Here is a 20,619-nt window from a genome sequence, read left to right on the forward strand (position 1 = left end):
ATTCTTTATTTTGGAGTATCAGTAGTCTGCCGATTGGGAGAAGGTCCGGGCGAGTTCGGCCTGGCCTGCGGTGAGGCCGCAATCGACCGGCAGACAAACGCCGCTGATGGCCGCAGCCTGCGGACCGGCAAGGAAGCCAACGGCATTGGCAACGTCCTTGGGGTCGACGACGCGCTGCAGCGGATACCAGCGGCGTGCTTCTTCGAACACGTTGGGGTTGGCAGCCGCGCGGGCTTCCCAGGCCTGTGTTCTGACCGTGCCGGGAGCAACGGCGTTCGAGCGAATGCCGAACTTGCCGTATTCCACGGCTATCAGCTTTGTCAGGTGGAGCAGGCCTGCCTTGGCGGCGCTATAGGCGGGATGTCCGAAAACGCTCATCCCGTTAACCGAGGCGATATTGACCACGGAGCCCTTGGAAGCCTTCAGGAGGTCAGCAACCGCGTTGAAGCAAAGGAACGGCGCCTCGAGGTTCAATGCGTTGTCGGCACGCCAATCGTCCGCCGTCGTTGCCTGCAGGCTGACGGCGCGCGCCGCACCGGCGTTGTTGACCAATGTCTTGACCGTGCCGAGTGCTGCGGCCCGCTTCGCCATTGCCGTGGTCCCTTCGACGCTCGTTACGTCGCAGGCGACGGCTACGAAACGATCCGATGATCCGAGCGCGGCGGCCGCCTTTTCCGCGGCAGCAATGTCGATATCGACCAGGAGGATGATGTCATGGTCGTCGGCAAGCCGGCTGGCAATAGCCCGTCCGATATCGCCCGCAGCGCCGGTGACGATCGCTACCGTTTTTGTCATTTCTACATCATCCTTTCATTGGCATGAGACGCTCAGTCACCGAGGAGCTGGCGATCGTCGCCATCGCGGTGAGCGACGAGTTGTTGTTTAATTCGACGAAGGGTCACGGCCGCTTGCGGCTGTATATTGTAGGCCACCAGGCTGGCGAGAATGTCGACGGCAGCGAGATAGGCAATCCGAGTGGACGTCGGGCGAAAGATGTTGTTGCCCTCGGCAAGGTCGATCGGGACGACGATGTCGGCCGATTTAGCCACCGGGCTATCGGCCTGGGTCAACGCAATTGTCGTGACTTTGCCTTCCCGTGCAAGCGTAAACGATCGCACGAGTTCGGCGTTGCGGCCGGAAAACGAAGAACCAATCATCACGTCGCCGGGCCTTGCAGCGGCGGCCAGCATGAGTTGCATGCCATGGTCGGAGCTGGCAGTTACCCGAAGGCCGAAACGAAACAGCCGGTTCTGCAGTTCGCTTGCGATCATCGAGGAATTTCCGCCGGATCCGAATGCGTAAATCATTTCGGCCTTGGCGAGACGTTCAGCCGCCGCCTCGACGGCTGCCAGATCAAGCGACCGATGCAGAAGGAAAAGCGCGTTTTGCGCCTTGGTGATGATGTCCTGGGCGACATCGGCCGGATTGCTGCTTTTCGGTTCCGGGCGAAGGTAGCGCATGCCGACATAGGCCGTGCGGGCGAGTTGGACCTTGAAGTCCGAAAAGCTCTCGCAACCGACCCTGCGACAGAAGCGGGTCACCGTCGGCGGAGAGACGTCTGCCTTCTCGGCGAGCTCGATGATCGATGCGTTGACCGCAAATTCGAAGTCATTGAGGAGAATATCCGCGATGCGGTTCTCGGATGGCGAAAGCCGGGCCTTTTCTTCCTGCAATGTCGAAAAAATATCCATGCCCGGCTCCTCCTGATCGTTCGCGCTACTTGTCCTTTGCCTTATAGGCAACGCAGTCGATCTCAACCTTGCAATCGACCATCATCGACGATTGGACGCAGGCGCGCGCAGGCGGGTGTTCTCCGAAATACTCCTGATAAATAGTGTTGAACGTCCAGAAATCGCGCGGGTCATCGAGCCAGACACCACAACGCACGACATGCTCGACGCCGTATCCGGCTTCTTCGAGAATGGAGAGGACATTCTGAATTGTCTTATGAGTTTGGGCGACGATGTTGCCGTCGATGATCTCGCCATTTTCCATGGCAACCTGACCGGAAACATAAAGCCAGCCGTCGGCTTCGACAGCCCGCGCGAAGGGCAGCGGCTTGCCGCCCGCGCCCTTTTGAACCGTGCCATAGCGAGTGATGGACATAGACCGATCCTTGCAAATTATTTTCGTGATGCGTTGACAAATGACCATACAAAGCGGAATTTGACCAGAGAAAAACAACATTCATGAAAAGAATTTCAATAGGGAACCTCATGCGCGATCCTTTCAAGAATCCTTTCCCGGCTTCCGATGTTGCCCGTCATTCGATCTGGGAGATGCTTGTCCACCGCGATATCGACGCCTTCCTGGCGGCCGATTGGTCGATGGTGGAGCATGATTTCGTGGAAGAGGGGTTCATCGGTATCGATGGCGGCAAGAAGGTCAGCCCCGATGACTGGCGGCTGGCGTTTCCGACGCTCACGGCCTATCGCGACGAATGGCTGCGCCAGGCCAAGGAATTCGCCAAGGAGAGCTTTGCCGAAGACACCCGCACGGCGATCTTCACCACGACCACGCTGGAAGACATCGAAATCTCTGGCGACATGGCGTTGGTGCGCAAGAAGTTTAATGGCGGCATCGCCAAGGCGGACGGCACGCGCGATGTCATGCAATGGCAGACACTCTATTACTGCCGCTTGCACGATGGTCGCTGGAAGATCTCGGGCTTCACTGGCTATCTGCCGAACCCAATGGGCTAATCTAACCTGAAGGCCAAAACCTTGCGGATATTCACGGCAGCGCTCGCCACCGAAACCAATACCTTCTCGCCCATCTGCATCGACCGACGCGCCTTCGAGGCATCGCTTTACGCGCCGCCCGGCCAGCACCCGGAAACGCCTACCTTGTGTTCGGCCCCCATAACGGTCGGCCGGCGCGTATGCGCTGAGAAGGGATGGGAACTTGTCGAGGGAACGGCTGCCTGGGCGGATCCCGCAGGCCTGCTCAACCGCGCAGCCTACGAAGGTCTGCGCGACGAGGTGCTGGGGCAGCTGAAGGCGGCGATGCCAGTCGATGCGGTTGTCCTCGGCCTTCACGGTGCCATGGTTGCCGCGGGCTATGAAGATACCGAAGGCGATATTCTTTCGCGCGTACGTGAAATCGTTGGCCCCGACATACGCGTGTTTGCCGAACTGGATCCGCACAGCCATCTGACCGCCAAACGCCTGGCTGCCGCTGACGTGTTCGTCTACTTCAAGGAATTCCCTCATACGGATTTCGTTGATCGGGCGGAGGACCTCTGGCGGATTGCTGTGGACACACTAGAGGGACGGATCAATCCGGTCATGTCGGTGTTCGACTGCCGGATGATCGACGTCTTCCCGACGTCGCGAGATCCGATGCGCTCCTTCGTCGACAAGCTCATGCAGATCGAACGCGAGGATGACGACATCTTGTCGATATCTGTCATTCACGGCTTCATGGCCGGCGATGTTCCGGAAATGGGTACGAAGCTCCTCGTCGTGACGAACGACAATGCCGCCAAGGGGAGCGCGCTCGCCCGCGAACTGGGCATGGAGCTGTTTGCAAAGCGCGGCACCTTCATGATGCCGCAGATCGACGAGAAACAAGCCGTCAGCGAGGCGCTTGCCGCGACGTCCTGGCCGGTTGTCATTGCCGACATGTGGGATAACCCGGGTGGAGGCACCGCCGGCGATGCGACCGTCCTGTTGGAAGAGCTACTGGCACGTGGCGCAACGGATACGGCGATCGGGACGATCTGGGATCCGATGGCGGTGCAGATCTGCATGGCTGCAGGCGAGGGCGCGGAGATTCCGCTTCGCTTCGGTGCCAAGTCGTCGCCGGGCACGGGCAATCCCATGGATGGCATCGTGAAGGTGGTCAAGATCGTTCCGAACGCTGAGATGCGGTTTGGCGAGAGCTTTGCGCCCTTCGGCGATGCCGCGCATATCGTGCTTGATGGCATCGACATCATCCTGAATTCGACGCGGGCGCAGAGTTTCGATCCGACGTTGTTTTCGGTGATGGGGATCGAGCCGACCTCCAAGAAGATCCTAGTCATCAAGTCGACCAATCACTTCTTTGCATCTTTCTCCAAGATTGCAGCCGAGATCATTTACTGCGCGGCGGGAACGCCCTATCCGAATAACCCGGCGAAGACGCCGTACCGTCGCGCTCGCAAGGATATTTGGCCGATGACAGCCGACCCGCACGGGTTGGAGCAGGGAGCAGTTTGATGAGTGACAATCCGTTCGCCGTTGTTGCAAAGGCCGGTGACAAGCTGAGCGAGTTGTCGACCCCCCGGCCGATCATCGACGAAGATCGTTTGGCAGCGAACATCGCGCGGGTGCAGTCTTACCTGGACAGCCATGGCATCGCGTTTCGTCCTCATATCAAGACCCATAAAATTCCCGCCCTTGCCGCCGAGCAGATCGCCGCTGGTGCCAAGGGTATCAACTGCCAGAAGATCAGCGAGGCGGAAGTTTTCGCCGCCGCCGGATTTGATGACATCCTGATTACGTTCAACATTCTCGGGCCGCAGAAACTCGAGCGCTTGGCGGCACTGAACGAGCGCATCGGTGGCCTGAAGGTGGTGGCCGACAGCGCGGTGACCGTTGACGGCCTTTCGGATTGGTTTAGCGCGCGCAAGCCGCTTGTCGTTCTGGTCGAATGCGACACCGGCGGCGGACGCTGTGGCGTCCAGACGCCGCAGGAAGCCGCCGCGCTTGCCGGACGCATCGATGCAGCGCCAGGCTTGTCTTTTGGTGGGCTTTTGAACTACCCGAAGGCGGGTGCCGCCCAAGAAGTGCAGTCCTTCCTGAGTTCGGCTTTGAAACTGCTTGAGGACGAAGGGATTGCCTGCCCGATCGTCAGCAATGGCGGAACTCCTAGCCTTTTTGATGCACACCTTGTGCCGGCGGCAACCGAGCATCGTGCCGGAACCTATATCTACAATGATCGCTCCATGGTCCGGGCTGGCCACTGCAGTTTCGACGAGTGCGCCATGCACGTTCTGGCAACCGTCGTGTCACGGCCGACGCCGGATCGCGCCGTGATCGACGCGGGCTCAAAAGCGCTGACGTCGGACCTGCTCGGGTTTTCCGATTTCGGCAGCGTCGTCGGATATCCTGATGCGGTGATTACCGGGCTTTCGGAAGAGCACGGCGTTATCGATCTCTCGAAATGCTCCGGCGAACGGCCTGCTATCGGTGAGAAGATAAGGATCGTTCCGAACCACACCTGCGTCGTCTCCAATCTCTTCGATACAATGGTGTTTCATCGCGACGGCGTCGTCACGCGTGTCGAGGGTGTCGCGGCTCGCGGCCTCGTCTGGTAACTCCGCCTTTAGCAAGATTTATCGCGCGCTGCGGGCATCACTTCGCGCGTCTTGACGTTTGACGTGCGAAGCGCATTTCTTCCGGAGGCCCATGTTGCAGGTGCCGGGAGGTCTTTCGATGAGATTGTCTGTCGCTTTTGCTTTAGCGGCGAGCTTTGTCTGCATTTCAGCGGCAGAGGCGCCATCGGAATGGCAAACCTATAGCGGGGTGCGCGTCGATTCAGACCCGCAAACGCAAGCCCGCTTTGATCGCGCCTATCGCCACTGCGAGCCCCAGGCAGCATGGCAAGGATCGTCTCAGCAAAACAGCCTGCTTTATGTCACGGCTCTCAGGAGCTGCCTGTATCGCCAGGGCATCGTTGACCGCGGATCATATTCGTACCCGGTCAACGATCCCTTCGATCACTTCATTGATCGCTAAGGATCAGGCAGCAGGCGCTGGATTCAGCAAGTTGACGTCGATATCAGTCAGTTCGACGTGGCGCTCGAAGGCGATGCCGTTTTCGTCAAAGAGGTGGCAATCGACCCCATTGATCCCGGCAGTCAACGGCTGCTCGGGGCGGATTCCGATGCTTCCAGGCAGCATAGCGCAGAAGTTCTCACCTTCGCCGTCAAGCGCGGCGTAGGCAACGGTCTGCGCACCGAGGCGTTCGATGACCGTCGGCACGACGGTGATCGAGATGTCGCCGGAGCCGAGCTGAATATGTTCCGGTCGCACGCCGAGTGTGAGCGTCTTGCCGACAGCGGTTTCGCGCGGCGACACCGGAAGGGTGATTTCCTGGCCCTTGTACTCGACGGTCATGCCGGCATCGGTGACCGCCAGGCATTTCACGCTCAGGAAGTTCATCTTCGGATTGCCGATGAAGCCGGCGACGAACATGTTTGCGGGCTTGTGATAGAGTTCCAGCGGCGCGCCCGTCTGGGCGATCTCGCCGGCGTTCAGCACGACGATGCGGTCCGCCATCGTCATCGCTTCGACCTGGTCGTGCGTGACGTAGATCATCGTCGCCTTCAGCTGGCGGTGAAGCTTGGCAAGCTCGATGCGCATGTCGGCGCGCAGCGCCGCATCGAGGTTGGAGAGGGGCTCATCGAACAGGAATATCTTCGGTTCACGGACGATCGCGCGACCGATGGCGACGCGCTGACGCTGGCCGCCCGACAACATGCCGGGCTTTTGCTGCAGTCGTTGATCGAGGTGAAGAATGCGTGCTGCGTGTTCAACCTTGGCCTTGAGCTTTTCCTCTTCCATGCGCTCGACCCGAAGGGGAAACGCGATGTTTTCGAAAACGCTCATGTGCGGGTAGAGCGCGTAGGACTGGAACACCATCGCGATGCCGCGCTTGACTGGAGGCAGATCGTTGACCCGCAGTCCGTCGATCAGGATATCGCCGGCCGAAGTCGCATCCAGACCCGCGATCATGCGGAGCAAGGTAGATTTACCACAGCCGGAGGGGCCGACGAAAACAACGAACTCGCCGTTCTTGACCTCGAGCTGAACGCCCTTGAGAACTTCGAAGTCGCCGTAGAACTTCTGAACCTTGTTGAGAAGAAGCTGTCCCAAAACCTGTCTCCGGTCGCCGCGTCATCCGGCGCTTGCACATAATAGATAAAGGATCGCGGGTGTTGCGCCCGCGATCCCAACAAAGGCTTACTTGAACGCTTCGATTTCGCCGGCAGCCTTCTTGAGGGCAGCAGCCGGTTCAGCCTTGCCCGTCACGACGGACTGGACCATCTCGATGATCGAGTTCTGGAAACCCTTGTAGTCGGTGAAGAGAGGCTCAGGACCACCGAAAGCGATACCGTCGATGAACGGCTTCCACGACGGATCGGCCTTGACGAATTCGTCAACCTTGGCCGACGGACGCAGAGGCGTCAGACCGGCGCCGCCCTGGAGTTCGTATTCGCCCTGTGGGCCCGGCGAGGTGATGAACTTGGCGAATTCAGCCGCCTTCTCTTCAACGCCCGTGCCCTTGAAGACCGCCAGGCTGTCCGTGATGAGCAGCGTGCCTTCACCCTTGGCCGAAGGACCGAGCGGCAGCGGTGCTACACCCCAGTTGATTTTGGTGTCCTTGAGGCGAGCAGCAGCGCCGGACCCAGCCTGGATCATGCCGACCTTGCCATCGAGGAAGATGGCGCGGATTTCGTTCTGCTCGTAGGCGGTTGCGCCTTCGACGGAATAAGGCGTGATGTCCTTGTAGGCCTGCAGGGCAGCCAGCACTTCAGGGCTGTCGATGACAATCTTGTCGCCGTCGATAACCTTGCCGTTGTTGGTGTAAACCCAATGCATGAACTGGTGCATGGTGTTGTCGAAGGTCTTCGCCGGAAGACCGTAGCCTGCAATGCCAGTCTTTTCCTTGATCTGCTTGGCGTCGGCAATTTCTTCAGCCCAGGTCTTCGGCGGGGTTTCCGGATCGAGACCAGCCTGCTTGAAGAGGTCCTTGTTCCAGTAGAGGGCCTTGGTCGAGAAAGCGACCGGCACGCCCCACTGATTACCGTCGAAGGTGACCGTATCGACGATATTAGGATAGTAGCTCTTCTTCTCTTCGTCGGTCATCGGAACCGGAACGATCAGGTCGTTCTGGGCAAATTCCTTGAGCGTGCGCGAGCCGACATAAGCCATGCCGACCGGAGTGCCGGCAGCAGCGAGCGTCGTCGCCTTGTCCTGGCACTGTTCCCAACCAACAACCTCAACGGCAATCTTCCAGCCCGTGTTCTTGCCTTCCCATTCCTTGATGTACTTCTCATGGATGGGATCGATCTTGTCGCCGCAATAGATCCAGCTGATCTCCTTGTCAGCGGCATGAGCGGTCATGGTGCCGAGCGCGGTGGAGCCGAGCAGGGCGAGGGCAATCAGCCCGGTCTTCATTTGAATTGTCACTTTGTGTGCTCCCGTTTTTTCTCTGGTGGTTGACTTATCGACTTACTGTTTCACCGCGCCAGCAGTCAGGCCGCTGACGAGATACTTTTGAAGGAAGAAGATCACGATCATGGCAGGCGCAATGCCGACGAAGCTTGCGGCCATCAGCTCGTTCCAAACGACTTCCTGTCGGCCGAAATAGGCGAAGAGGCCAACCGGCAACGGCGCGTATTCGGTCTTGGAGTTGAACGTCAATGCGAAGATAAACTGCTGGGCATAGGAGCCGATAAAGGTGGTGATCGCAACCACGGTAATGCCGGGCATGGCGATCGGCAGGATGACGCGGCGCAGCGTGTAGAAATGGCTGGCGCCGTCAACGAATGCCGCCTCGTCGAGTTCCCTCGGAATCCGCATCATGTAGGTCCTGAGCAGCCAGATCGCTGACGGGATCAGGAAGGCGATACCGGGAACCATGATTGCAAAATAGGTGTTGAGCAGGCCAAGCGTGCGCATCAGCCGGAACAGCGGAATGAGCAGCACGGCGCCCGAGAACATGTTGACCGCCAGGAACGCGCCGAGCAGAACGCCGGCGCCCTTGAATTCAAAGCGCGCGAACGCATACGAGGCGGGGATCACGAGAACCAGCACGGCTGCCGTCACGATGGTCGAGATGAAAAAGGAGTTGAAGATGTAGCGCGCGAAGCCCGGAACGCTGACCCACATCGTCCTGTAGGCCTCGAAGGACCCGTTCTCGGGAATGAACCGATACGGCGACGAGAACAACTGGCTGAGCGGCTTCAGCGAAACAAGGAAGCCCTCGACAAACGGAGCAAGCACGAAGGTCAGGAACACCGCGATACCGACATAGATGCCGATGATCTCATACCATTTATAACGGTTGATCAGCATGGGGGGCTGTTTCATCGCTTGTCTCCTGAGGCAAGGCGGCTGGTCAGGCGGAAGTAGCAGACGCAGAAGATCGACAGGAAGATGCAGATCAGCACGGCGCGCGCGGCACCTTCGCCATATTTGTTCGATCCGATCGCCGTCTTGTAGGTATCGATAATCATCGTCGTCGTTTCGCCGCTCGGACCGCCGCGCGTCAGAATCCAGATGATGTCGAAGGAGTTGAAGGTGGAGATCAGGGACAGCATCGACATGGTGATCATCGAGGGGACGATCAGCGGCATGGTGATGCGGCGGAAGCGGTAAAAACGGCCTGCTCCGTCGGTCCAGGCAGCTTCATACAGATCCTGCGGGATCGCCTGCATGGCGGCGAGCATATAGAGCGTCACCATGGGAACGCCGATCCAGACGTCGGTGATGATCGTCGCCCAGAACGCAGTCGATCCTTGCGCCAGGAACGCCACGGGAGCATCTGCGAGGCCAAAGCGCTGCAGCATCCCGGAAATCATCCCGAACTGGCCGTTATACATCCAGCCCCACATGAAGATACCGATCGCCATCGGAACGATCCAGGGCGGCATGGTGAGGACACGGAACAGCGCTCGACCAGGTACGGCCGAATTCAGCATCGTCGCGCCGAAGACGCCGATGATCATCTTGATGGAGACCGAGAAGAACGTCCAGATGAAGGTCCGGATGATGACTTCCGCGAAGGTCTCGTTGAAGATCTTCTGATAGTTCACCCAGCCGACCCAGTTCGTCACCTTCTTCAGCGACGCATCGGTGAAGGAAAGGATGAAGGTATCGACCAGCGGATATGCGACGATTACCGTGACATAAAGGACAGCCGGAAAGAGAAGAATCCAGGCGAAGATGAGGTTGCCTCGTTGAACATTCATCCTGCCGTCCTCCTCAAGCCGCTCTTGCGTGAAGCGCCTCATCGAATCTGTCCCACACGGGGCGCAGGTCGATAACCGCCTTTTTCATCCGGGCCTCGTCCATGGACAAGGCAAGGATTCCGGCTTCGAGGGCGTTGAGGGTCGACACCGGCAGTTCCGTACCAGTGCGGACGCTATCCAGCAGGTCGGCGGCCATCTGCTCGTCGGCACCGTAGTGCTGCGAGAGTTCGGTAGCGACGTACTTGTTCTCGACAACCTTCTTGCCGGTCAGCTGTTCATGCACATCAAGGTAGCCACGAACGAAATCGCCTTCCGCCATGCCGCGCGAGCCCATGATGGCAAAGCGGCGGAACTGGTCGGGAACGTTCAGGTTGGTATGGAAATTCATGCCAACGCCATTGGCATATTCAACGATCGCGACCTGATAGTCGATGATGTCGGCGTCGCTGTCGAAGACTTTGTCCGAGCCCATCCAGCCGCTTGGCTTGCGGTGGAACAGCTCAAGGTCGTTGATGCCTTCGCGGGCAGGGTCGTTCACAGGCGTAAAGCTCTTGCGACCGCCGAAGCTCGCGACCCGCTCGGGACGCGCGCCGACGACGCCGTTATAGAGATCGAGGTCGTGGCAGCACTTTTCCAGCATGAAACTGCCGGAGTAGCGCTCGTAACGACGCCAGTCGCGCATGAAGAATGCGCCATGATAAGGTTCGATATGCTCCGCGGCTTCAATCGAGACGATCTGGCCGAGGCTGCCGGTCGCCTGGATGGCGCGCAGGTCCTTGTAGAGCGGCGAATAACGCAGGACGAGGCCGACCATGAGGCGCTCGTGACCGAACTTGGCCATGAGCTTGGCGAGCTCGATGCTCTCGGCGATCGTGGTGACGATCGGCTTCTCGCAGAAGACCTTCAATCCCGCTTCGAGGCCGAGGCGGATGTGGTCGAGATGCATGTGGTTGGGCGAGCCGATCATCAAGAGATCAAGCGACTCGTTGGCAATCAGTTCTTCGGGGGTCGCGTATGCCTTGCCCGCGGAAACGCCGTTCTCAACCAACCCCGGAAGGCCAGCCGGATCCGGATCGACGTATCCGACGATCTCGAAGCTCTCATCAACCGACTTGAAGACGTGGCCAAGGTAGCCGAGCCGGAAACCGAGCCCGATAATTCCCACTTTCATGCTGTTCTCGTTCCCAATTACGTAATTTATTTTCGTCAAGTTGGGACAAAATTTCGAACTCGTCAACTGGAATCGCGCGAAAAGTTGAAACTATGAAATTAATTTTCATTCTGCAGCGTTTGAGGCTGGAAGCGTTGGCAACCTCACAAAACGTAATCGTTTTCATGTTGAAACAGCCGGCAATGCCTCTTTTCCGGTCATCAGATGATTGCCACTGCCCGCTCGGCGGGCCCTCTCCATTTGCCTGAGAATCACCTTTTCAGGCGTTGCGTTTCTTCCCTTCCAGAAGGTCGAGAACGGAGTTCGCGGCCTCCAATACGTTGGTCCCCGGACCGAAGATCGCAGCGATGCCGTGATCGGTGAGAAACTGGTAATCCTGCCGTGGAATCACCCCGCCGGCGACGACGACGATCTCATCGGCTCCCTGCGATTTCAGTGCGTCGACAAGTTGTGGAGCAAGGGTCTTGTGGCCGGCGGCCAGCGACGACATGCCGACGACATGAACCTTGCTTGAGACGGCCAGGGTTGCAGCCTCCTCTGGCGTTTGGAAGAGCGGCCCCGCGATTACGTCAAAGCCGAGGTCTCCGAAGGCAGACGCAATCACCTTGGCGCCACGGTCATGGCCGTCCTGCCCGAGCTTCGCCACCATGATCCTTGGCTTCTGCCCGAGCGTTGTCCTGACCCTCGCCATACGTGCCTTCAGGGCTTCCAGTTCAGGTTCGTCGCGATAGGCCTCGCCGTAGACATCCTTGATGACATCAGGGGTTGCCGAATGATCGCCGAACGCCTTGCGCAGGGCATCGGAAATCTCACCGACCGTGGCGCGGGCGCGGGCAGCCTCTACGGCGGTCTCCAAGAGGTTGCCTTCGCCTGTTGTTGCGATGTTCGTCAGGCGATCGAGCGCTTGAGCGACGCGTGAATTATCACGTCGGCGTTTCGTGTCTTCAAGGCGCTTGATCTGCGCGGTTCTGACCGCCGTGTTGTCGATTTCGAGAATGTCGATCGCTTGCTCGTCTTCGAGTCGATACTTGTTGACCCCGACGATGATCTCGTCGCCTTTGTCGACCGCAGCCTGGCGGCGGGTCGCGGCTTGCTCTATTAGTCTCTTCGGCAGGCCATCATTCACCGCCTTCGTCATTCCGCCCAGCGCTTCCGCCTCTTCAATCAGCGCCCAGGCCTTCTCGGCGAGTTCGGATGTCAGGCTTTCGACGTAATAGGAGCCGGCAAGCGGATCGACGACTTTGGTGACGCCGGTTTCGTGCTGGAGGATCAACTGGGTGTTGCGAGCGATGCGGGCGGAGAATTCCGTCGGCAGCGCGATCGCTTCGTCGAACGAATTCGTGTGAAGCGACTGCGTGCCGCCCAGCACGGCCGACATCGCCTCGAATGCCGTGCGTACGATGTTGTTATAGGGATCCTGCTCCTGCAGCGACACACCAGATGTTTGGCAATGGGTGCGCAACATCAGCGACGAGGCTTTCATGGGTTTGAACTCTTCCATGATCCGCGTCCAGAGCAGGCGTGCCGCCCGCAGTTTGGCGGCCTCCATGAAGAAATTCATTCCGATGGCAAAAAAGAAGGAAAGCCGGCCAGCGAAATCGTCGACATTGAGCCCCTTGGCGAGAGCGGCTCGTACATACTCTCGTCCATCGGCCAGCGTGAACGCCAGTTCCTGGACGAGCGTCGCGCCCGCTTCCTGCATGTGGTAGCCGGAGATCGAGATCGAATTGAACTTCGGCATCTTTCTCGCCGTGTATTCGATGATATCGGCGACGATCCGCATCGATGGTTCCGGCGGATAGATGTAGGTGTTGCGGACCATGAACTCCTTGAGAATGTCGTTCTGAATGGTCCCCGACAGCGCCTCGAGCGATACGCCTTGTTCCTCGCCTGCGACGATAAAGCTTGCCAGGATCGGGATAACCGCTCCGTTCATCGTCATCGAGACAGAGACCTTCTCGAGCGGAATGCCGTCGAACAGGATCTTCATGTCCTCGACGCTGTCGATCGCCACACCCGCCTTACCGACGTCACCTTCCACGCGCGGATGGTCGCTGTCGTAACCGCGGTGCGTTGCAAGATCGAATGCGACGGATACGCCCTGCTGACCGGCCGCAAGCGCCTTGCGGTAGAACGCATTGGAGGCTTCCGCCGTTGAAAACCCCGCATATTGGCGGATCGTCCAAGGGCGGCCAGCATACATCGTCGCACGCGGGCCGCGGGTAAAGGGCGCGAGGCCCGGGAGAGACCCCATGTGCGGCAGGTTTTCGGTATCCGCCTGCGCGTAGAGCGGTTTGACAGCGATGCCTTCCGGCGTCTCCCAAACCAGCGTGTCTGGCGATGTCTTGAGTTCCCGTTCGGCCAGTGTCTGCCAATCGCCAAGCGTTTTTGAGCTCATCCTAGACCCTCCGGCATTCTCGCTTTGCCACAGGCTAGCACTTTATTCGCGTTGGTTGCGATAGAGCACGACGATAAATTTGGCCCGCGAATCGGCGCCCGCGCGGATCAATCGTGGAAGCGGATCGGGCGGATTTCCCGGTGCGCGATCTTCAACGACCTGTCCGGCTGGATGATGTATGTCTCCTCCACCTGCTGGCCGTACTGATCGATGAAGTTGTGCGGGAACGACGAGCCGACCGGCGACTTCGTCAATTTCGTGCGTGGCTGCCCGCCGTAGGTGATGCTGCCCGGTATCGGATCCAGCCCCGGAGCGGAGAAATTCTGCGCCGTCGTGCATCCCGCCAGCACCGCAATGCAAAGCAGCGCGCCAAGTTTCGTTCGCATTGCACCCTCGCAGATTCGATTGCGGTCTGCTTCGCATATATGCAAGCCAAAGCCTGACCGACAGGGGACCACATGCCCCCTGCGCAAATTATTCGGGAGTGCCGGTGCCTCTAGAGTAGACCGCGCCGCGCGAGATTGGCCATCAACGCGGAAATCCCGAAGGTCCACGGCGCGCACTCGGTCGAGAGCCGCACGGTGTTCTTCAATGTTCCGAGGCCGGCGGACGAGATTTCGACGACATCGCCGACCTTGTGGGTAAAGCCCTGGTTGACCGCATCCCGGTCCTGAGTCGGCGCAAACAACGTGCCGAGGAACAGCATGAAGCCATCGGGATATTGGTGATGCGCACCGCAGGTCTGTTTGACGAGATCGGTCGGATCCCGGCTGATCTTCGACATCGAGCTCTTGCCGTTCAGGACAAAACCGTCGGGGCCGGTCACCTTGAGGTCAAGTTCCGCCTTGCGTACGGCGTCGAGATCATAGGTGCTGTCGAAAAGACGGATGAACGGGCCGATCGCGCAGGACGCGTTGTTGTCCTTGGCCTTACCGAGCAGCAGTGCGGAACGCCCTTCCACATCGCGCAGATTGACATCGTTGCCGAGAGTTGCGCCCTTGATTTCGCCGCGGCTGTTGACGGCCAGGACGATTTCCGGCTCGGGATTGTTCCATGTCGAGATCGGATGCAGACCGACATCGCTCCCCCATCCCACCGACGACAGAACTGGGGCCTTGGTAAAGACTTCCGCATCGGGGCCGATACCGACCTCCAGATATTGAGACCACATGCCTTCTTCGATCAGCGCCTGCTTGACGGTTGCCGCCTCGGAGGAACCTGCCTTGAGATTGTTCAGGCTGCCACCGATCAATGTGCTGACACGCTCGCGTATTGCCGCAGCCCTGTCGGGATTGCCCGCGGCCTTTTCCTCGATGACGCGCTCGATCATGGATTGGGCAAAGGTGACACCGCATGCCTTGATTGCCTGCAGGTCGCTCGGGGCGAGCAGATGTACCGTCGAACTCGAGGGCGCACCGTTGCTGTTGGTCGTCACGTCTTCGAGCCTTCCCAGCGAGGAGCCTTTCGCCGAGCGAACGAGGCCGGCGGGATCCGATTTTTCGAGCAGCGCGCTGACCGTCGGCACGGCAGGCGATGTGATGTCGATCAGTTCTCCGTCCCGGATTGTCACCACACTCGGGCCTTGAACTGCTGGGTTCCAGGCGCGACCGATAAACAAGCCGCCCGATGCGGCGCTGTCGAGAAAGCTATCAGACATCATCATGTTCCGTCACAAACGAGCGATGGACGCGCTCTTTTTATCGATGGGGATTACGCCGCCCTCCAACCCAGCGGCGGACGAAATCGACCACATTCGAAAGGGTGGGGCAAGGCCGCAGCCCGAATAAGAGAATTATATTGCTCAATAAAATCATGGGCCCGCGTCTCATCGACACGGGCCCATCGTATTCGTCGCTTATGCCCGAAAGTGGGCTGGCGTTAGTGGTTGTCGCGCGGAATGCCCTTGGTCTGTGCAATCCGCTGGTACTTGATGGCGGGCTCGAGAACTGCGCCGGTATCCATCTGGCCAACGTAGTTGCGCTGAATTTCCTGCCACGGGGTCTGGCTCTCGGGGTAGACGTAGCCGCCGGCTTCCGTCAGCGCCGCGTGACGAGCCGCGAGCTCTTCGTCGCTGATCAGGATGTCGGCCGTGCCCTTCTTGAGATCGACGCGAACGGTATCGCCCGTCCGGAGGACAGCAAGGCCGCCGCCTGCAGCGGCTTCCGGCGAAGCGTTCAGTATCGAAGGCGATCCGGATGTGCCCGACTGGCGACCGTCGCCGATGCAGGGAAGCGAGGAAATGCCCTGCTTCAAAAGGTAGTCAGGCGCGCGCATGTTGACGACCTCAGCAGCGCCCGGGTAGCCGATCGGGCCGGCGCCGCGCATGAAGAGTACCGTCGAGCCATCGATTGCCAACGACGGATCGTCGATGCGGTGATGGTAGTCTTCCGGACCGTCAAAGACCACGGCGCGACCGACGAAGGCTTCCGGATCGTTCGGGTTGGAAAGATAACGCTGGCGGAATTCCGGCGAGATCACGCTGGTCTTCATGATAGCGGAGTTGAACAGGTTGCCCTTCAGGACGCGGAAGCCGGCGCGTTCCTTCAGCGGGCGCTCGAACGGACGGATGACCTTGTCGTCTTCGATCGTGGCCGTCGTGTAGTTCTCACCGACGGTCTTGCCGTTTGCCGTCATCGCGTTCGTGTTGATGAGGTCGTGCTTGATCAGTTCGCCCATGACAGCGGGAACGCCACCGGCGTGGTAGTAGTCTTCGCCGAGGTATTCGCCTGCCGGCTGCAGATTGACCAGCAACGGAATCTCTTCGCCATAGGTTTGCCAGTCATCGACCGTCAGGTCGACGCCGACGTGGCGAGCAAGCGCGTTCAGGTGGATCGGGGCATTGGTGGAGCCGCCGATGGCCGAGTTGACGCGGATCGCGTTGATGAAGGCTTCCTTCGTCAGGATGTCTGATGGCTTCAGGTCTTCGCGAACCATCTCGACGATACGCAAGCCTGATTCGTAGGAGATTTCCTGGCGATCGCGATAGGGAGCCGGGATCGCTGCTGCGCCGGGCAACTGCATGCCAAGTGCCTCGGCAAGCGAGTTCATGGTCGTGGCAGTGCCCATCGTGTTGCAGTAGCCGGTCGACGGTGCCGAAGAGGCAACGAGCTTGACGAAGCCCTGATAGTCGATTTCGCCGCGCGCCATCATTTCGCGAGCCTTCCAGACGATCGTGCCCGAGCCGGTGCGCTCGCCGCGGAACCAGCCGTTCAGCATCGGGCCGACCGACAATGCGATCGCCGGGATGTTGACGGTTGCCGCGGCCATAAGACAGGCCGGCGTGGTCTTGTCGCAACCGATCGTCAGCACGACGCCATCGAGCGGATAGCCGTAGAGGATTTCAACGAGGCCGAGGTAGGACAGGTTGCGGTCAAGGCCAGCGGTCGGGCGCTTGCCGGTTTCCTGAATCGGATGGACCGGGAATTCGATCGCGATGCCGCCGGCGTCGCGGATACCTTCACGTACGCGCTTGGCGAGCTCAAGGTGATGGCGGTTGCACGGAGACAGGTCGGATCCTGTCTGGGCGATGCCGATGATCGGGCGTCCCGACTGCAGCTCTTCCTGGCTGAGGCCGAAGTTCATGTAGCGTTCGAGGTAGAGCGCTGTCATATCAGGATTGGAAATATTGTCGAACCAAGCCCGAGAGCGCAGCTGCGGCGTCTCGCCCTTTTCCTGAACGGCGTTGTGACCCTGCGGGGAAGGGGTTTTTTCAACCACGATGAAGTTTCCTTGCGTTGGCGCTGTTGTTGTCATGCATTTAGCTGATCGATACTGGATTGTATAATCAGTCTTTCGTATTTTGATATGCAAATTTGTTATATCAAGCGAGGTCAAGGTGGGACTGGACGGATTCAAGCTGCGGCATCTGAAGATGCTGGTAGCACTCAGCGAGCATGGAAAACTGGGCGTGGTTGCCGAAATGTTCGGCATTTCCCAGCCTGCGCTGTCGCGAACATTGAACGAGCTCGAGCAGATGTCGGGGCATCAGCTTTTCGAGCGTCACAATCGCGGACTGATCGCGACGAATCAGGGCGAGGTGATTGTCCGGCACGCAAAGATGCTTCTGGCCGAAGCGCAGCGCGCCGAGTACGAGATGGTCGTTGCCGCGGCCGGGCAGGGTGGCAGCGTCGCTTTCGGTACGATCATGACGCCCGCGTCCGACTACGTGGCGCCGGCGCTCAAACGCCTGTTCGAGACGCACCCGACGATCGACGTCAGCATCACCGTCGGCAGCAGCGACGTCCTCCTCGAAGATGTTCTCAGCCGACGGCTCGATTTCGCGGTTTGCCGCATTCCGAGTGGCATGAACCCGTTGTGGTTCGATCACATCCCGCTCGGCAAGGAGACGTTGCGTATCGTCGCCGCCAAGGATCACCCCTTGGCCGGAAAGGCGGTGCTTGATGAGGAGGAGTTGCGCCAGCAGAGTTGGGTTCTGCAACCGCACGGGTCGTTTCTCCGGCAGGTCGTCGACGACTTCATCCGCCGCCACGGCATCATTCCCGCCAGCGTCGTGTCAACCTCAGACGCCCTCCTCACGATGCTTCTGATGCTGCAGAGCGAGCGGCTCGGGATCCTGGCCGAACCCGTTGCCAGACTGATGGAAGACCACGGGCTTCTGCGTACGCTTTCGGTGGCCGGAGATATCTCCGTCCCGGACTTTGGACTCGTCAAGCTGAAGGACCGCGATCTCTCTGCCTCGGCCGAATTGCTCTACAAGCTGTTCGAATCGACCGCGGGCTGACTGTGATCAGGCAATCGGCACCAGTTGCGCGACCATCCGTACATCTCGCCGGAAGTCGGAGGGTGACATGCCGGCGATATGCCGGAAAGACTTGTTGAACGCGCTGATCGATCCGAAGCCGCTGTCCATCGCGACCTGCAGCACGTTCGTTTCATCCTTCATCAGCATGGCCTGTGCGCGCGAAAGTCTGAGCAGGTTGACGTATTTGCTGAGCGTCATGCCCGTCGTCTTCTTGAACAGGTTCATCGCATATTTGGGGTGCAAGTCAGCCGCGCGCGCAATATCGACCGAATCAATCTCAAGCAGAAAGTTTGCCGCCACGAAGTCGCACATGCGGGCAACCGTTCGGGAAGACTGCGCGTAGGATTGATCGATGTCGTCGATTTCGTCCTGGCCGCCCGCCGCGAGCATCGTGTAGGGCTCGAGTACGATGCGCTCGACCCGCAACAGCATTTCTTCCACGGCATGCTGGGCCTTCGCGGAGTCTCCCGACTTGGCGTAGCGCACCCAGCGGGGGAAATTCTCTCGATCGGCGGCGTCCGTCGCCGACGTGAAGAGTATCTCACCCTTCATGAGCCGGCTCGAGACACTGATCGGCAGGCGCATGCGAAAGAAATATACGAGCGGGAGGTGGCCGCCGGCATAGATGGCGTCGTCGCTGCACTCATCCATCTGATGCGGTTGACCGCCCCAGAACAGGCACATGTCACCCGCCTTCATGTTCACCTCACGACCATTCATGAGGTAATGCACGTAGCCTTGCATGATGTAGTTGACTTCGACCTGCACATGCCAGTGCGGCATGAGCATTACTGACGGATGATTGTGAAACATCTGCAGCGCTGTCGGCAGGCCTTCGATGCTGCTCGCCCCCGGCTGATAGACAGCCCGTCTTTCGATCTTACTTTCCGCCAAATCCATATTCCCTTTTTAGGAGACAGCGGCTCCCTTCCAGATAGTCTAGTCACGTTCGCTAAGGGACGGCAATTGAAAAGGGAGGATTTTCAATGCGCTTCAAACTTATAACCACGACCGCAATCGTTGCGCTGCTCGCATCTGGCTCTGCGTTCGCGCAGCAGTCGGGCAATCTTACGATCTGGAGTTGGAATATTGCCGCGTCGGCGCTGAAATCGACGCTCGAAGGTTTCAACAAGCAGCATCCGGATATCAAGGTCACCGTCGAAGATCTCGGAAACCAGCAGGTGTTCGACAAGATGCTGGCAGCTTGCGCGGCTGGCGGCGAGGGACTGCCGGATATCGTCACCGTCGAGAATTTCGAGGCTGAGATCTTCTGGAGCCGCTTCCCGGATTGCTTCGCCAACCTGAAGGACCTCGGATACAACGCCGACATCCAGGCGAAATTCCCGGATTTCAAGCGCACCGAACTGGAGGTCGGTGACGTCGCCTACGCAATGCCATGGGATTCCGGCCCGGTTGCCGTATTCTATCGTCGTGATTTCTACGAGAAGGCTGGCGTGGACCCGTCGACGATCAAGTCGTGGGATGACTTCATTGCCGCCGGCAAGAAGATTTCTGCGGCCAATCCCGGTGTTGTCATGGCCCAGGCCGACTTCAACGGTGACAGCGAATGGTTCCGCATGATCTCCAACGAGCAGGGATGTGGATATTTCGCGGCGGACGGCCAGTCGATCACCATCAATGAGCCCGCCTGCGTCGCGACGCTTGAGAAAGTCAAGCAGATGAAGGACGCCGGCACGCTGACGGCCGCCATCTGGGATGAAAAAATCCAGGCGAATACCGCAGGCAAGGTTGCCAGCCAGATGTATGGCGGCTGGTATGAAGGCACCATCCGTTCCGGATCGCCCGATCTTAGCGGCAAGTGGGGCGTCTACATGATGCCGAGCCTGACGGCTGACGGTCCGCATGCGGCAAACCTCGGCGGTTCGTCGCTTGCGATTGCAGCCAACTCTCAGAACAAGGAAGCTGCCTGGACCTACGTCAACTATGCGCTTGGCACCAACGAAGGCCAGGTGGCGATGCTGAAGTCGTTCGGTCTCGTCCCGTCGCTTCTCTCGGCAGTGCAGGATCCGTTCGTCAACGAGGCGCAGCCCTATTGGGGCGGCCAGAAGGTATGGGCTGACATTCTGTCCACCCTGCCGAAGATCGTTCCGAGCCGCGGTACTGCGTTTCAGACGGACGCGGACTCCATCTACAAGGCCACGCAGACGAAGTACTTCGCTGGCGGCTATCCGGATGCGAAGGCGGCCCTCGACGACGCAGCGAACCAGATCGCTACCGCAACAGGTCTTCCCCTTGCGAAATGAGTGACGATGCCGGGCGCTTGTCGCGCCCGGCCTCCATCCCGAAGGGGTGGCTCTTTTCGTCTG

The 20,619-nt window shown here is 59.3% G+C and carries 19 protein-coding genes; 6 read left to right on the forward strand and 13 right to left on the reverse strand.

Annotated features, from left to right (window positions below):
* Positions 1-18: 18 nt before the first annotated feature.
* From ASE04_RS06075 to ASE04_RS06085, 3 genes are read right to left on the reverse strand one after another with little or no spacing between them, the layout of a single operon-like run.
* Entirely contained in the window at positions 19-795 is a 777-nt protein-coding gene (locus ASE04_RS06075) for an SDR family oxidoreductase (RefSeq protein WP_056813552.1), read from the reverse strand.
* A gap of 32 nt (positions 796-827) precedes the next feature.
* Positions 828-1,691, reverse strand: a complete 864-nt coding sequence (locus ASE04_RS06080; protein WP_056813556.1) for a MurR/RpiR family transcriptional regulator — start codon at positions 1,689-1,691, stop codon at positions 828-830.
* Between the two features lie 25 nt (positions 1,692-1,716).
* A complete protein-coding gene (locus ASE04_RS06085) occupies positions 1,717-2,106 on the reverse strand; it encodes a RidA family protein (RefSeq protein WP_056813560.1) in 390 nt (129 codons plus the stop codon).
* 110 nt (positions 2,107-2,216) lie between these two features.
* On the opposite strand from ASE04_RS06085, the gene ASE04_RS06090 reads away from it, so the two are divergent.
* The 4 genes from ASE04_RS06090 to ASE04_RS06105 all read left to right on the forward strand — a co-directional run bounded on the left by ASE04_RS06090 (position 2,217) and on the right by ASE04_RS06105 (position 5,720).
* Positions 2,217-2,702, forward strand: a complete 486-nt coding sequence (locus ASE04_RS06090; RefSeq protein WP_056813563.1) for a hypothetical protein — start codon at positions 2,217-2,219, stop codon at positions 2,700-2,702.
* A gap of 21 nt (positions 2,703-2,723) precedes the next feature.
* Positions 2,724-4,199: a M81 family metallopeptidase gene (locus ASE04_RS06095; RefSeq protein WP_056813566.1), complete on the forward strand. Its 1,476-nt coding sequence runs from the start codon at positions 2,724-2,726 to the stop codon at positions 4,197-4,199.
* Positions 4,199-5,299, forward strand: coding sequence for a D-TA family PLP-dependent enzyme (locus ASE04_RS06100; protein WP_056813569.1), 1,101 nt, complete (start codon positions 4,199-4,201; stop codon positions 5,297-5,299). The genes ASE04_RS06095 and ASE04_RS06100 overlap by 1 nt, the downstream gene beginning before the upstream one ends.
* A 118-nt stretch (positions 5,300-5,417) precedes the next feature.
* A complete protein-coding gene (locus tag ASE04_RS06105; protein ID WP_056813687.1) occupies positions 5,418-5,720 on the forward strand; it encodes a hypothetical protein in 303 nt (100 codons plus the stop codon).
* Positions 5,721-5,723: 3 nt separating this feature from the next.
* Here the strand turns inward: ASE04_RS06105 and ASE04_RS06110 are convergent, their stop codons facing one another.
* From ASE04_RS06110 to ASE04_RS06150, 9 genes are all read right to left on the reverse strand, one after another.
* Positions 5,724-6,860, reverse strand: a complete 1,137-nt coding sequence (locus ASE04_RS06110; protein ID WP_056813572.1) for an ABC transporter ATP-binding protein — start codon at positions 6,858-6,860, stop codon at positions 5,724-5,726.
* An 87-nt stretch (positions 6,861-6,947) separates the two neighbouring features.
* A complete protein-coding gene (locus tag ASE04_RS06115) occupies positions 6,948-8,165 on the reverse strand; it encodes an ABC transporter substrate-binding protein (protein WP_156408714.1) in 1,218 nt (405 codons plus the stop codon).
* Positions 8,166-8,219: 54 nt separating this feature from the next.
* Positions 8,220-9,080 carry a carbohydrate ABC transporter permease gene (locus tag ASE04_RS06120; RefSeq protein ID WP_056813579.1) on the reverse strand — a complete coding sequence of 287 codons (861 nt, stop codon included), beginning with the start codon at positions 9,078-9,080 and terminating at the stop codon, positions 8,220-8,222.
* Positions 9,077-9,961: a carbohydrate ABC transporter permease gene (locus tag ASE04_RS06125; RefSeq protein ID WP_056813582.1), complete on the reverse strand. Its 885-nt coding sequence runs from the start codon at positions 9,959-9,961 to the stop codon at positions 9,077-9,079. The genes ASE04_RS06120 and ASE04_RS06125 overlap by 4 nt, the downstream gene beginning before the upstream one ends.
* Before the next feature lie 13 nt (positions 9,962-9,974).
* A complete protein-coding gene (locus ASE04_RS06130; protein ID WP_056813584.1) occupies positions 9,975-11,132 on the reverse strand; it encodes a Gfo/Idh/MocA family protein in 1,158 nt (385 codons plus the stop codon).
* 259 nt (positions 11,133-11,391) lie between these two features.
* The gene (gene scpA, locus ASE04_RS06135; protein WP_056813587.1) at positions 11,392-13,530 is read right to left on the reverse strand and encodes a methylmalonyl-CoA mutase; all 2,139 of its coding nucleotides are present in this window, start codon (positions 13,528-13,530) and stop codon (positions 11,392-11,394) included.
* A gap of 107 nt (positions 13,531-13,637) precedes the next feature.
* Positions 13,638-13,916, reverse strand: coding sequence for a hypothetical protein (locus tag ASE04_RS06140; RefSeq protein ID WP_056813590.1), 279 nt, complete (start codon positions 13,914-13,916; stop codon positions 13,638-13,640).
* A 110-nt stretch (positions 13,917-14,026) separates the two neighbouring features.
* Positions 14,027-15,187, reverse strand: coding sequence for a fumarylacetoacetate hydrolase family protein (locus ASE04_RS06145; protein WP_056813689.1), 1,161 nt, complete (start codon positions 15,185-15,187; stop codon positions 14,027-14,029).
* Between the two features lie 221 nt (positions 15,188-15,408).
* Positions 15,409-17,247 (reverse strand): IlvD/Edd family dehydratase, encoded by a 1,839-nt coding sequence (locus tag ASE04_RS06150; RefSeq protein ID WP_056813593.1) that lies wholly within the window; start codon positions 17,245-17,247, stop codon positions 15,409-15,411.
* A 118-nt stretch (positions 17,248-17,365) separates the two neighbouring features.
* Between ASE04_RS06150 and ASE04_RS06155 the strand changes: the two genes are divergently transcribed.
* On the forward strand, positions 17,366-18,271 hold the full coding sequence (locus tag ASE04_RS06155) for a LysR family transcriptional regulator (RefSeq protein ID WP_056813594.1): 906 nt from the start codon (positions 17,366-17,368) through the stop codon (positions 18,269-18,271).
* A 6-nt stretch (positions 18,272-18,277) separates the two neighbouring features.
* Here the strand turns inward: ASE04_RS06155 and ASE04_RS06160 are convergent, their stop codons facing one another.
* Positions 18,278-19,192, reverse strand: coding sequence for a helix-turn-helix domain-containing protein (locus tag ASE04_RS06160; RefSeq protein ID WP_056813599.1), 915 nt, complete (start codon positions 19,190-19,192; stop codon positions 18,278-18,280).
* Between the two features lie 86 nt (positions 19,193-19,278).
* Between ASE04_RS06160 and ASE04_RS06165 the strand changes: the two genes are divergently transcribed.
* Positions 19,279-20,556, forward strand: coding sequence for an ABC transporter substrate-binding protein (locus ASE04_RS06165; RefSeq protein WP_056813601.1), 1,278 nt, complete (start codon positions 19,279-19,281; stop codon positions 20,554-20,556).
* The last annotated feature ends 63 nt before the right edge of the window (positions 20,557-20,619 follow it).

It is taken from the genome of Rhizobium sp. Root708 (genome assembly GCF_001429725.1).
Taxonomy (GTDB): domain Bacteria; phylum Pseudomonadota; class Alphaproteobacteria; order Rhizobiales; family Rhizobiaceae; genus Rhizobium.